At 37.3% G+C, this 13660-nt stretch carries 13 protein-coding genes; 8 read left to right on the top strand and 5 right to left on the bottom strand.

Annotated elements, in window-relative coordinates; genetic code table 11:
• Positions 1–271 precede the first annotated feature (271 nt).
• The 6 genes from AB1471_RS09015 to AB1471_RS08990 all read left to right on the top strand — a co-directional run bounded on the left by AB1471_RS09015 (position 272) and on the right by AB1471_RS08990 (position 5749).
• The gene (locus tag AB1471_RS09015) at positions 272–1021 is read left to right on the top strand and encodes a CsxC family protein (RefSeq protein WP_437342351.1); all 750 of its coding nucleotides are present in this window, start codon (positions 272–274) and stop codon (positions 1019–1021) included.
• A gap of 217 nt (positions 1022–1238) precedes the next feature.
• Positions 1239–1427: a hypothetical protein gene (locus AB1471_RS09010; RefSeq protein ID WP_367779427.1), complete on the top strand. Its 189-nt coding sequence runs from the start codon at positions 1239–1241 to the stop codon at positions 1425–1427.
• A gap of 615 nt (positions 1428–2042) precedes the next feature.
• Positions 2043–2135 (top strand): YjcZ family sporulation protein, encoded by a 93-nt coding sequence (locus tag AB1471_RS09005; RefSeq protein WP_367779426.1) that lies wholly within the window; start codon positions 2043–2045, stop codon positions 2133–2135.
• 704 nt (positions 2136–2839) lie between these two features.
• The gene (locus AB1471_RS09000) at positions 2840–4054 is read left to right on the top strand and encodes an ATP-grasp domain-containing protein (RefSeq protein WP_367779425.1); all 1215 of its coding nucleotides are present in this window, start codon (positions 2840–2842) and stop codon (positions 4052–4054) included.
• A 16-nt stretch (positions 4055–4070) separates the two neighbouring features.
• Complete coding sequence (locus AB1471_RS08995; protein ID WP_367779424.1) at positions 4071–4514, top strand: CotY/CotZ family spore coat protein; 444 nt, start codon at positions 4071–4073, stop codon at positions 4512–4514.
• 197 nt (positions 4515–4711) lie between these two features.
• Positions 4712–5749, top strand: a complete 1038-nt coding sequence (locus AB1471_RS08990) for a YheC/YheD family endospore coat-associated protein (protein WP_367779423.1) — start codon at positions 4712–4714, stop codon at positions 5747–5749.
• A gap of 368 nt (positions 5750–6117) precedes the next feature.
• Here the strand turns inward: AB1471_RS08990 and AB1471_RS08985 are convergent, their stop codons facing one another.
• The 5 genes from AB1471_RS08985 to AB1471_RS08965 form a co-directional block, all read right to left on the bottom strand.
• Positions 6118–7527 carry an NAD-dependent succinate-semialdehyde dehydrogenase gene (locus AB1471_RS08985; protein ID WP_367779518.1) on the bottom strand — a complete coding sequence of 470 codons (1410 nt, stop codon included), beginning with the start codon at positions 7525–7527 and terminating at the stop codon, positions 6118–6120.
• 62 nt (positions 7528–7589) lie between these two features.
• On the bottom strand, positions 7590–8591 hold the full coding sequence (gene speB / locus AB1471_RS08980) for an agmatinase (RefSeq protein ID WP_367779422.1): 1002 nt from the start codon (positions 8589–8591) through the stop codon (positions 7590–7592).
• A gap of 43 nt (positions 8592–8634) precedes the next feature.
• Positions 8635–9936: an aspartate aminotransferase family protein gene (locus tag AB1471_RS08975; protein WP_367779421.1), complete on the bottom strand. Its 1302-nt coding sequence runs from the start codon at positions 9934–9936 to the stop codon at positions 8635–8637.
• A gap of 20 nt (positions 9937–9956) precedes the next feature.
• Entirely contained in the window at positions 9957–11342 is a 1386-nt protein-coding gene (locus tag AB1471_RS08970) for a YjiH family protein (protein WP_367779420.1), read from the bottom strand.
• Positions 11343–11800: 458 nt separating this feature from the next.
• A complete protein-coding gene (locus tag AB1471_RS08965) occupies positions 11801–12001 on the bottom strand; it encodes a hypothetical protein (RefSeq protein WP_367779419.1) in 201 nt (66 codons plus the stop codon).
• Between the two features lie 183 nt (positions 12002–12184).
• Between AB1471_RS08965 and AB1471_RS08960 the strand changes: the two genes are divergently transcribed.
• Both AB1471_RS08960 and AB1471_RS08955 read left to right on the top strand, forming a co-directional pair.
• The gene (locus AB1471_RS08960; protein WP_367779418.1) at positions 12185–12466 is read left to right on the top strand and encodes an uberolysin/carnocyclin family circular bacteriocin; all 282 of its coding nucleotides are present in this window, start codon (positions 12185–12187) and stop codon (positions 12464–12466) included.
• A gap of 102 nt (positions 12467–12568) precedes the next feature.
• Positions 12569–13579 (top strand): hypothetical protein, encoded by a 1011-nt coding sequence (locus AB1471_RS08955; RefSeq protein WP_367779417.1) that lies wholly within the window; start codon positions 12569–12571, stop codon positions 13577–13579.
• Positions 13580–13660 lie beyond the last annotated feature (81 nt).

The following is a 13660-nucleotide window of genomic DNA, read 5'->3' as shown; positions in this document are numbered from 1 at the left end:
CTGGAATCTTATCAATTAGAATACAATTTACTAAGTGGGAAGGTCTTCCGTGTATGTATCAATAGACAAATGTCTAATGGAAAATTAAACAATTTGTACGCGTACCTCCTGACGTTCATGCATGATGCGATCAATTCGAGGACGAGATACATGGTATCCTTCCTTCACTTCTGAGGGTAGCTTTGATCCTTTCGTATGCCATGGTGACCGATGTGATTATCAATACGGTTACACACTACTGCCATCACAAAATACTAAATGGAGGATAATTATGAGCGAACAACATAATTCAAATAATAGTGATCGTTCCATTGAAAGTCCTTGTCCAATAGAATCAATGACAGAAGTCCCCTTAACCAATGAACCATCAACACCTTTTGCTACTTTTGCACGGTTTATTAAAGTTCCAGCTGTATTAGCCGAGCCCACACTTCAAATCGTAGTAGAAGCAGATATTGCACTTGATCCACCAGCATTAGAGATTAAGCGAGTGTTGAAAGATATATTCCTAACGCAATGTAAACTTTTACCTGTAGCATTTCGTGATGACATAAGAACCCCAGGTCTAAGTCCCCGCGAAGCAACAAGAGCCAAATTGTTTGTAGAAGGATTTATTCGTAAAAAGATTGAATACTCCACAGCGGACTGTAATGGAGTCATTCGTGATCGAATTGCTGATGTTCCATTTTCTGGTTTCACAGACCTTAGAGATGATGATGATGATTTTTTCCTGCTACCATTATTAGGTGAATCTTCAAGAAGCAGCAGTTCTCGATTTATTAATCAGAAAAACAGTACGATTCCACGCCAGGATCAATACTTCTTTGAAAATAGTGTTTTTTATAATGAACAACCATATTGTGAGTTAGTCAGTGCAAATTTCTTTGAACTTGATTTTTCTCCCAATCATGTAGATGCGAATGAAACATTTAATAAGCTACGCGAAAAAATTGTCGTTGATCTCTCTCTTACAGTATTACAAGTACGACAAATTGATCTTCAAACACAAGCTAAAAAATGATCGATATTATTATATCCGCGCTGACTCAACCTGTAGGTGAAGTTGCCCTTTATTTATCATATGCAACATGGAGAAGATGCGTTTTATTTTCTTTTCATACTCTATAGGTGTGATGATAAATTTTAGTAATAATTCGATAATACTGGTGACACATCTATACAACACAAAATAGCATGCATACCATAATAGAGAGAGTGGAGAGGAGGAGAAGAATAATATGAATTCTCGATATTATGGTCAACCAGTTAGAGTAATGGAATATAACGGACGATATGTTGATGGGGTTATGATGGGAGAAACGTCCGAAGGTGTATGGCTTCGAGGTTCTGGTGGTAGGAGAATTTTTCGTCCTAGAAGGCTTATTCGTACCATTATTTTACTAAGCCTTTTTAGAAGAATTTTCTAGCATTAGTTAAAAAGCAGACAACCACACCTATAATGGAATATTTGATAGAGAGAGGATCTTTCTATCATTGATTCACCCTCACTTTTTGTGAAAAAATTGATGTAAACATGAAAAAACTCGCGATTTCTTTACCATCTTTTTAGTAGACAAATAAGGACAAGGAGAGAAATAGCGAGTGACAACAAATTTCCTGATTGCATCGGCTGACGATCAAATGATCACGTCTTTAATAATCCTATACCGAACCTCACTTACTTTTTTCTTTCCATTAAATGGCTGTTCTTTTCAATCTGATCGAGATCATCGTTCCAGTCCTATTACAGAACCCCCTCTATTTCTTTAATGCAGCAGCGAAAAGGAAATCAAGCCGATCGCGAACACCACATTTGCGTGCGACATCTACATATTCTTTTCGATGATGGAATGTTGTTCATCTTTGAAAATGAAATGCGCAACGGTTATGGGTACTAACTAATCAACAGCCATTAAGTACTTTCATTTTTGTTTGTTTTTATCCAGGGCTGTGTCATTCATCTATCCACCGTAATCCAATGAAGCATAGAGTATATGGAGTGCTTAAAATGTATCTCAATTTACTTGTTGGAGGTGAAATGTATGTCTGGAGGCGGAAGCGGTTTTGCTTTAGTTGTCGTGATTTTCGTTCTTTTGATTATCGTGGGTTGTGCATGTGGTAGAGGCGGTTACTAGAAAAAAACAAATCACTTCAATTTGTTTTAGCTAGTTTCTCATGTTCCTACCCTGTAATACCTCCTCTATGACGATCTAATTATAGATCGTCTCTTTTTAATGAGGTGAATTATCTATCCAAGTGCAACATTTCGCTCAAAAAAAGCTTCACTGGCCAACCAAGATATTCTCCCGACATGTAAAGATCGTTCCCATTCTTTTTCTGTGAACATGGAAAATCAAAATCGGTCTTTTTCGGGAAGAATTCGCAGAGGTGCCCCTCGCCCGTTCTTGGTGCTTCCTCTTCACCGTGAAAGTTCAGCAAAGTACCTATCCTTCTCAAACTCATACCCAATCACTTTGTAACAACTGAACTCCTGTCCGCAATTAGCACCTGCCAAAATTCTTAAATATTCGCCAAAATAGACCACTCCAAAATCGGTAATATATCTTTCGAATTTTTTCGTAGGAACGAACATGAAATTCATAATTGTTTCTTGCACAAGGACACGATTTTTATTAGACAAGCGTGGACAAAAACGTAAATAAGTTACTTAGTATTTTCAGTATGTAATGCTTTTATCACAGCATTACACAAACATTGTTAGGAGAAGCCTATTTTATTGAATGGCCTATACCAAACAAGTCCCTATTTAATATTCTGTATATAGATAATAGCTAAAAGATGCCACCATTTCTACTTGGAAGGATGATGAGTTTACTTTATGAAAACAATTGTTTTTATCGGTAGTAATAAATCTGGATCAAGTAGGGAGGCAATAAAAGCCGCTGAACGGCTCGGTTTTTTTACTGTATTACTTACCGATAGAGAGCTCTTCTTCGAAAACAGACTTGACTTTCCTGATGTCCATCAAATGATTCGCACGGAATTAACTGATTATGATTTATTAAAAGCAAAGGTGAAAGAACTACAAGAACAAGGGAAAAAAATAGAAGCTATATTAAGTTTTATTGACCCTTTTGTCCACGTAGCCGCAAAGTTGGCAAAGGAGTTAGGCATAACTGCAATTTCCCCCGACCCTTTAGTAAAAATGGAAGATAAAGTTTTAACACGTGAACTTTTAAAAGATCTTCCGGTATCCCCATCTTTTGCAAGATATGTAAAAGGTGATTCCTTAGAAGATTTCAATAAACAAAAAAGAGCCTTTCCTGTTATTGTGAAAACACCTATCTCAACTGGATCTAAAGATGTCTTATTTGCCAAAAATGAATGGCAACTAGAACAGTCCATAGATAGGTTATTAAACACAGAGAACAATGAGGTATTGATCGAAGAATATTTAGAGGGTCCTCAATATTTGGTTGAAGCATGTGTCTACAATGGAAGAATTCAAATTGTTGCAGTGATTGAACAAGAAATAACGTTTTCCAAACGATTTATTGTTACCGGTTATGGTTTGAGCGGATATATAGATAAAGTTTTTTACAATAAAATCTATGATGCAGTTCGTTTGATTTTAAAACGGTTTAACATGAAAAATGGCGCTTTCCACTTAGAAATGAGATTGGTTAATGACGAGTGGAGACTAATTGAAATAAATCCACGAATATCAGGGGGGGCAATGAACCAAATCATTGAAACCGCCTATGGAATTAACTTAGTAGAAGAAACGATAAAAATATTTTTAAGACAAAAGCCTAACCTTGAAAAGAAATTTAACAGGTCTGTTTATGCACATTATTTAACGAGTAATGCTACAGGTAAATTACTAAAGGTGACAGGAAAAAATCGCTGTTCTCGACTACCTGGGGTAGAAGAAGTTTTCATTAAACCTAAAAAAGGGAAGATCCTACAGCCACCTTTATCTATGGGTCATCGATATGGGTATGTGTTGGCATCATCTGACAATAAAGAAGAAGCTATGAGGTTTGCTAAGGACGCCGCCAAAGAGATTCGTTTTTATCTTGATCCTATATAAGTTTTGGAGTGATTAAATGATGATTGAAGACAAATATGAAGAACGTAAAGAAGATGAATCAGTTTGTTGTGTGAGATCTACTTTGAAATCGATTGATGAAATACAGAACAAAGCAAATTTACCGGTCCTTAAAGATGTACTACCAGAAACGATTCCAATTGTTTTATATTCCTACTCGACATTAGAACGGTATTATGCCTATGGTATTACCTCAACTCCAGAATGCCCATTGAAAACCTGCTTTTTCCGAATTGAAAAATTAAACAAATCGGATGTCTGCTTGTCTTTATTACGTCCAGCCGATGAAGAAGGAAATTATATAGATACCATATGTATTCCACATCGGTTAGAAAAAACGAACCTCAAAGTAACTTTACCGATAAATAATTTTTGTGCTGTTCAATGTATCAGTCCTAAATTAGTAAATCGCCGAGTCCTCATTGTTGAACAAAAATGTTAACTCCGACACGGTTTATTTTAATAGCAACATAATATGGATAGTTTTTTCACAATCACGTATCCAAACACGATGAGACATTCCAGACAAATAGATAAAGCTGTTCAGTGATTCTAATTAAAAAGACTTCATGTTTGGACAGAGTGCTTTTCTAATCATTTTCTTAGAAGGGCATTTTTTAGAAGGGAAGTTGGAAAAACATGACCTTAATTGGTATGCTGCATCATCGGGCAGACCCTAATAAAGTAAAGAAGGCGTATGCCTATTCAGGTGTGGCTAAAGCAGAAGGTGTGGAGTTTTTTTACTTTACACCAGGTAAAGTTGATATTGAAAACGAGACAATCCTCGGGAAATATTATGAAAATGGTGTGTGGATCGACAAGGAATATCCATTTCCAGATGTCATTTATAATGCAAGCTATCCTCTGACTGAGAAAGCAGAGCGAATCGTAGATTATTTATATGATAGGATTCCCTTTACCAGTCATTCAATCGGAGATAAGGTGAGTGTCTATGAAAGAATTATGAAAGGTAAGGAATTTAAAGAATTTTTAATCCCAACACTCGAATTAACGAATGTAAAAATGTTACTGGACATGATTAATCTATATCCAAAAATCATCATGAAACCTCTTTCAGGGCACCAAGGCAGCGGCATCCTTTTCATTGAAAAAGGGGATGATGAAACATTCAAAATTAATGAGGCAGGAAATATTTCAATTTATACGAAACGAGAATTGCTGGCCTTGACATTGCTTAAAATGCAGAAAGAAGAATATTTGGTTCAAAAGTTTATTTCATGCCAAATAAAATCTGGCCATGTATACGACTTCCGGTTGCATGTTCAAAAAAATGGAGAAGGCAAATGGGTCATAACATCCATTTACCCTCGTATAGGACCTTTAGGAAGCATTACATCAAATTTAGGCAACGGCGGTTATACTGCATATCTTGATCGCCTTTTACAAGAAGAGTTTAATGATGACTGGTTCAATGTCAAAAAAACACTTGAGCACTTCTCATTAAGCTTTTCTAAGCATTTTGATACTTTATACGACGGTACCTCATTCGATGAACTAGGAATCGACGTTGGCATCGATGACAACCAAAAATTGTGGGTATTTGAAGTAAATTGGCGGCCTGGAGTCCCGATGATTTTTAATGGTGAATTAGACGTAGCGAGAAATACCATTCACTACGCCAAATATTTAGCCACTAATAACCGACCCCCCCTCTAAAATAGTCAAATAACGATTATACAAAGTATACATGGATGACAACTTCGACTGGTCCCGCTTCGATTCAGTTATCAATACCCTTTACTGTTTTGCGTCTGAAGAAAGCGACTAGCCTTGTTTAAATAAACATCCCTCGAACCTGGAATCATTTCTTACTCGCTTTATAAACATTTTTTAGACGTAGACAAAACTTCATAAACCTGTGCAATAAGGTGAAAAAGAATAAGATTGTTTTCCTCCTGATTCTACGTGTCCGGTTTTGTTGAAGCTACTTTCGTTTGGTTTAATACTCCACAAGACTAAATTCGGATGCAATGAATCCTACATATTAGCACGCTCTTTTCGCCTATGCTATTCTAATCTCCACCTTATAGCCCAAGAGATACATACTTCACTTCCAGGTACTCCTCTATTCCATAATGCCCTCCCTCACGTCCGAGTCCACTTTCTTTGAATCCTCCAAATGGAGCTTGTGCTACTGATGGGAGTCCGTCATTTAGTCCAATAATTCCATATTCTAATTGTTCAGAAATGCTGATAGCCGTAGAAATATTCTCTGTGAATACATATGCTGCAAGTCCATATGGCGTATTATTTGCACGTTCGATTACTTCTCCAATTGTGTCAAAAGTGGATACAGGGGCAACTGGTCCGAACGTTTCTTCACGCATGCAAAGCATATCATCTGTTGCATTTCCAATTAGAACTGGCTCAGAAAAATAGCCATTTAGATGGTCGATCTTTTGTCCAATTGCGACAATGTCTCCTCCTTTGTCTTTAGCATCTTGAACATGCTCTTCGACTTTTTGAGCGGCATCTTTATCGATTAAAGGACCGATCGTTGTATTCTCTTCAAACCCGTCACCAATGGTTAACTTTTTAAACGCTTCTGTCAGTTTGTCCATGAAAGGCTCATAGATTGACTGGTGAACATAGACGCGGTTCGTACACACACATGTCTGTCCGGCGTTACGAAACTTCGATCCAATTAGTCCCTCAACCGCTTTTGAAAGATCTGCATCTTCTAGAACGATAAGTGGAGCGTGACCTCCTAGCTCGAGGGAGATTTTTTTTACCGTTTCTGCTGCACCTCTCATCAATAATTTTCCAACCTCTGTTGAACCTGTAAATGACAGTTTACGCACTCGATCATCTTGAAGAAAAACCTCACCAATTTCCTTCGGATCACCGACGATGACGTTAAACACACCCTTTGGTATTCCTGCTTCATGGGCAAGTTCTGCCAATCGTAGAGCAGTTAATGGCGTTTGTTCTGCTGGCTTTACGATTGCAGTACAACCCGCTGCTAATGCTGGGGCAACTTTTCTTGTAATCATCGCAGCAGGGAAATTCCAAGGCGTAATGGCCGCCATGACTCCAACTGGTTGCTTGATTACAAATAATCGCTTATTGGTATGCGAACTAGGGATGGTTTCTCCGTATACTCGTTTCGCTTCCTCTGCATACCATTCAACAAAACTATTCGCATATAGTACTTCACCTAATGCTTCTTTGAATGGCTTTCCTTGTTCGCGTGTCATTATTTCTGCTAGTTCTTCTTTATGTTGATCAATTAATTCGTACCATTTCTTTAGGACTTTAGATCGTTCTCCAGCGACCAGCTGAGACCATTCAGGGAATGCTGCATAAGCCGCTTCCACGGCATGGTTCGCTTCTTCTTTTCCCCCAAAGGATACAGAAGCAATGACATTCTTATTCGATGGGTTCACTACGTCAATCTGTTGATCTAACCGAAGCCACTCTCCATTGATATAAATTGGTTTACTTTTTGTTGCCTTTAGCCCTGCCACTTGTTGTTGAATCGCTACATCATTCTTTGTCATAGATTGTCCGCCCCTTGTAGTAAAGTTTTAGAAGGTGTACCCGAACCTCCTTCTAGTAATCTTCTTTTTTTCAATGCTACTAAACTAATCATCTCAAAGGCAACCGCAGAGGCGAGACCCGCTGTGATTTCACCAGAATCAAACGCAGGGAGAACCTCTACTAGGTCGAAACCAACAAGATTTAACCCATCTAAAGAACGTACGTATTCCAGCGCTTCATGACTGGTTGGTCCTGCGACTTCTGGTGTCCCCGTACCTGGTGCATACGCTGGGTCGACAAAATCGATATCAAATGTGACAAACACAGGACGATCTTTTCCAACCCTCTCATGAATTCGCCGAATGACTTCTTGCTGTCCAAGCTTTCTCGTTTCACTCATCGTAATCACTTCAAACCCTAAATCCTTGGCATCTTGAATATCTCCAGGTCCGTATAAAGGACCTCGCATGCCCACTTGTATGGAATGATCTACATCTAAAAGTCCTTCCTCAACCGCTCGTCTAAACGGTGTACCGTGCATATATTTTTCGCCATAATATTGATCCCACGTGTCCCCGTGTGAGTCAAAATGAACAAGCGCAATCGGACCAAATTTATCATGAAAAGCTCGGAGGTTTCCAAGTGATATTGAATGATCTCCACCTAAGATAATTGGGGTAATGTCCTCATCCAAAATTGGTTTTAACCCTTGTTGCATTTGGTCATACGTCCGCAAAACATTTCCTGGAATCACATCGATATCACCGTAATCAACACCTGAACAATAATCAAAAATATTGATATCCTGATCAGGGTTGTACGGACGTAATAGCACGGAAGCATTTCGAATGTGTTGCGGACCATATCGAGTACCTACTCGATTTGATGCAGCTGTGTCAAATGGAACACCTACAACGACAAAATCGACATTTTCAGTCGTTTGAATGTTTTCTAGTCTCATAAATGTACGTACACCCGTAAATCTAGGTGATTGGGATGAATCTTTTGGTTGATACATGTAAATCCCCTCCTATGTAAGTTTTCATCTAGTCAGCTTTTGTTTACAGCTGTTTATACTTTGTTAATGCGAGATCTAATTTTTCAATTCCTTCTTTAATTTCCTCTTGTGACACCGTTAAAGGAGGAATCATTCGGATAACCTCTCCTTTGTTCCCGCATAAATAGAACAGAACGCCTTCTTCTAAAGATAAATTTAGAAGCTCGATGACTGCAGAAGGCTCTGCAATTTCAATCCCAATCATTAGTCCCACTTGGCGGACTTCTTTAATGAGATCGTGTTTTTCTTGCAGATGGAGGAGCAACGATTTTGCATAGGCCCCCATTTCCTTTGTATGTTCGAGTAATTGCTCCTCTCGAATGACAGATAGGCTCGCCAATGCGGCTTCACATGATAGAGGATTTCCACCAAATGTTGTTGCATGACTACCTAATGGCCACTTTTGCATGAGTTCATAAGAGGCTCCTGTCACACCTAAAGGAAGTCCTGAAGCAATTCCTTTCGCAACTGCGATGATGTCTGGATTCACATCAAATGTATTTGCTGCAAACCACTCACCCGTTCGTCCAAATCCTGTCTGTACCTCATCAAAAATAAGAAGGATATTATGTTGTGTACAAATCTCTCGAATTTTCTTCATCCAACTCTTAGGTGGAACGATATAACCTCCTTCTCCAAGAACAGGTTCTAAAATGACCGCTGCCACTTCATCTGCAGTGACCTGATGTTGGAAAAGTTGTTCGAAGTCTTTTTCAAGCTTTTGAATGGCCTCTTCCTCAGACATTGAAAGTGACGGATCAAAATAAGGAATTTGATACGTTAGTCCATTCGGCTGCAAATGCTTACGGTATTTACTTTTAGAGGTACTCACACTTAAAGAACCTTGTGTTCTGCCATGAAAACACCCTACAAACGAGATGATATAAGGTCGTTCGGTCACATGCTTTGCTAATTTTATCGCTCCTTCAATCGCTTCGGTCCCACTATTTCCGAAGAAGAAGCAATCAATGTCACCCGGCATAATTTCCGCAAGTTCATCTGCTAACTGTAGAATCGAGCGGTACATAATAACCCCGGATGGACCATGCAAAAGTTTATCTGCTCCATCTTTAATTGCTTGAACAACTTTGGGGTGTCTGTGTCCGACATTCGTTACTGCAATTCCTGAAGAAAAATCCAAATATTTTTTTCCATCTAAACCAAAATAGTAACTTCCTTCTTCCTTCACGACTGGGAGATTTGGGTGATCCTTCGCCATACCAGGGGCTAATCTCTTCGATAACTTGCTTAGTAGACCGTCCCATTGTTGATTGAGGTCTCTTGGTTTAACTGACATATTTGACATATCCCATCACACCTTTCTATTTAGAAGAAAAACACATGTGCCATTAGCGCGATAATTGGCAATGTAATAATGGTTCTTTGAAGGAAAATTAGCGCTAAATCGAGCAAGTTCAAGGGGATTTTAGATTTTAAAAGTAAGATACCAATCTCAGACATATAGATGAGCTGTGTTAGCGATACGCTTGCGATAACGAAACGAGTGAGCTCACTTTCAATTCCAGACCCAACAACTGCAGGTAAAAACATATCCGCAAATCCAACAAGCATTGCTGGAGCAGCTTCCGTTGCTTCTGGTATTTGCAACAACTCTAATACCGGCACAAGTGGATAGGACAAAATATTAAACAAGCTTGTATATTCAGCTAACATAAGAGCCATTGTCCCAAGAGCCATAACTAAAGGAATAAGCCCCAACCAAATATCTAGTACACTTTCCATCCCTTTCTTCACAACCGCCTTCGCACTTTTTACTTCAGATGCCTTATTGACTGCATTGTCAAATGCCCACTTAGTACGCCCAACTCCTTCTGGAACATCTTCTGAAATCTTTTGTCCAACAGGTTCATAGTAAATGTCCTCTTTTCTTGACAGCGGTGGAATTCGTGGACAAATAAATGCAGCTACCAGACCAGCGATGACAACGGTTACATAAAACTGGACAAAGAGATGACCTAAATCAATGAAACTAATCACGACTAAACTAAAAGCGATTGAAGCAACGGAAAAATTGGTAGCGATGACCGCAGCTTCTCGTTTTGTATAATACCCTTCTTCAAATTGCTTCGTAGTGATTAAAACCCCAACCGTTCCACTTCCCATCCAAGAGGCAAGCGCATCAATAGAGGAACGTCCAGGTAGCTTGAAAACCGGTTTCATGACTGAACGAACGGCTGTACCAATGAGTTCCATCAATCCAAACTCAAGGAGGAGAGGCATGAGTAAAGCTGAAAATAAAAACCACGTTGTTAACACAGGTACTAAAGAATAAAGTACCGTTCCACCTGTTACATCAGACCAAATAACTTCTGGTCCAATTTTAAATAACGTACATAAGGCAAAAATCAATCCAACCACTCTCATTGACAACCAAAACCAATGAACATTAAATAAGCTTGATAGAAAAGGGGATTGATGGATTCTTTCAGATTTAGTGAATCTTGCCACAAAGGTTAGCAAAACCGATAGAAACAAAACTCCAGTCATTAAATAAGGTAGAGAAGGATTAAAAACGTTTTGAACACTCTCAGCAAGTATGCCAATACCAATTGTCCACTTTCCTTGAAACGGAACCGGGATTAGGAATAACAAGAGACCTGCTAAGGATGGAATCAAAAATTTCATTACATCTTTCGTCGTTTTTGAAGGTGGTTGCTCTTCCGGTTTTAATATTCTGTTTTCTAGTCCCATAAACTCCCCCTCTGATTTAAAAAATGGCATAACCTTACTCTCTTCGATGCTTTTACGTACTAAGGGCTAATTTATCAAAGAGAAAATATATTGTCAATTTATTTAGATTATTCGGTTATTTAAAGAGATAAAGCTCGAAACGTTTCGGTAGAACAGGATATCTCCACATAATTTATTGTTGTTTGAGGGCGCAGGGGCTGAAATGATATCGTAAGTGGTTTTCTTGCGAATTCATGGAAGACCTAAGCAACCGAAGGGCGGTAGTTGTTTCACACCATCACAACATTGAATGAGCTTCACTTGGGTGAACAGACTTTCACACGTGGTTTACACATACACGGTTCACTTGCTATTCACATAGCTTTCACACACAGTTCATTCGAATATAACTGCACTTATTGTAGATAGCCAAAATAACGCACTGGTTCGCTTGTGTGTAGTTTTAAATGATAAATATACTAATAGTATTTGTCCTCATGGTGTTCGTTTGGTTCGATTTTTCTGAATAAGTCTTTTTCTAAAGGTTTGTCCCTGTTATCCTTTTGATCGGTAGATGGATCACGTTCCTTACCAACTTCGCCACATTCAATAAATTCGTGTCGGTTATCTTCGGTTATTCGATCACATAGTTGCTCTAGCGTTTCATCTTCTTTTACCATAGGTTCATTCCTCCTAATAGTCTTGTAAATCATAGTGGGTTGATCTCTATTCAATCCAAGATAACAGGTTCACTTGAATTTCAAAAAACAAATAAATCCAAAAATTCCATATATAGTATTGACAGGATACCCATTATCTTACATAGTTATGAGTATCCTAATATATGAAAGGGGGGAAATCTAATGTCTCTTACTTCAAACAAAAAGCAAATGGTTTACGTTTTAGGTGTATCAATGGCTTTGGCTTTATTAGTCGTATCTTTTCCTTTATTAGCGGCTAACCTTGGTATTTCTACTGCTGTAGCAGGTGTAATCATTACTACTATTGATACTTATAGTACGATTGCTACTATTGTTAGTTTATTAGGTGTCATCGTAGGCTATGGCGTTGTTTCTACGGCACTAGTAATTACTGCTAAACAAGTCATTGCAAAATTCGGTACAGGTTACGCGACAACTTGGTAATCATTCATATGTAAAATACTCATAATTTTAAATAGGGGTGATTTCTTTTTAGAGATCCCCTCTATTTAGTCATACAGTATTGAGATTAGTAGAGGTAAACAAATGATAAAAACAATTACAAATATCAAATCAGCGGAATTTAAAAACTCACTAAAAAGTCTAGATATCGATTCTAAGACAAATTTATTGTTTATAAAATACCTGTCTGTCCTTTTTATAGTACTTTTACTATTATTTTATTTTTTCTATCCGATACAGATTTTAACTTTAGTTCACTTGTTAAATATAAACGTGTTTTCCATTTCTATTAATCCAGTAAATATCATTCTCTTAATAACACTGATTAGTGGTAATAAAAATATTATCCATATATTTAAAAACGATTTTTATGCATTTTACGGAAGTAAAAATTCCTTTTTGTTTTTTTACATCAAAGAAAAATATTATATTTTGATTAGTATTCTTTTGTTTGAAGTGATAATTATCCATAGCACAATTATTAAACTATTGACCATTGAAAGCTTATTAGCTCCCATCCTATTGTTTGTAGTAGGTTTATCTATCAATGTTTTTTATATCCACTATGTAACTAAAGGACAACTGAAAATTTCTGGGGTAGTTAAGTATCTTATAACCTTATTAGTATTTGGAATACTGTTGTTTTCCGTGTCTGAAAATTGGTTACAGTTAGGTGCAGTACCTAATTATGTGGTAGTTAACTTACCATTATTATATTTAATAGCAAATCTCTTTATATACTCAGAGTTAATCATCCTTGATTCTGATTATAAACAACTTTTCTTCATGTATAAGTATTTGAAAACACCTTTTTTTATCACCTGGAATAAATCTGTCTTATTTAAGCGAACATACCCATTATATTTAGGTATAGCTATTTTAGTCATTCTCTTTTTGTTTAAAGTGCAATTTGAGACAATCGCTATTTTTTATTACATGATAAATTTAGTGGTAGGTTATATTGTTTTACTTTACCTAAATTACAAAACAGTAATGTATGAAGCTTATATAAGTCAAAAAAACTTTTTTCTTTATTTTGTGGTAATCGAAATATTCTTTATCTTTGTTGTAATAAATGTCTTTCTTGTTAGGTGATTATTATTAAAACATTACTAAAACATATCAATATATTATTTTTAATTAACATCCTGATATTTTTATGTTTTATCTTTTTAA

This window comes from Jeotgalibacillus marinus, from assembly GCF_040801915.1.
GTDB classification, from domain to species: domain Bacteria; phylum Bacillota; class Bacilli; order Bacillales; family Jeotgalibacillaceae; genus Jeotgalibacillus; species Jeotgalibacillus marinus.
Note: the sequence above shows the minus strand (reverse complement) of the source record. Positions and strands in the feature narration are given on the sequence as shown.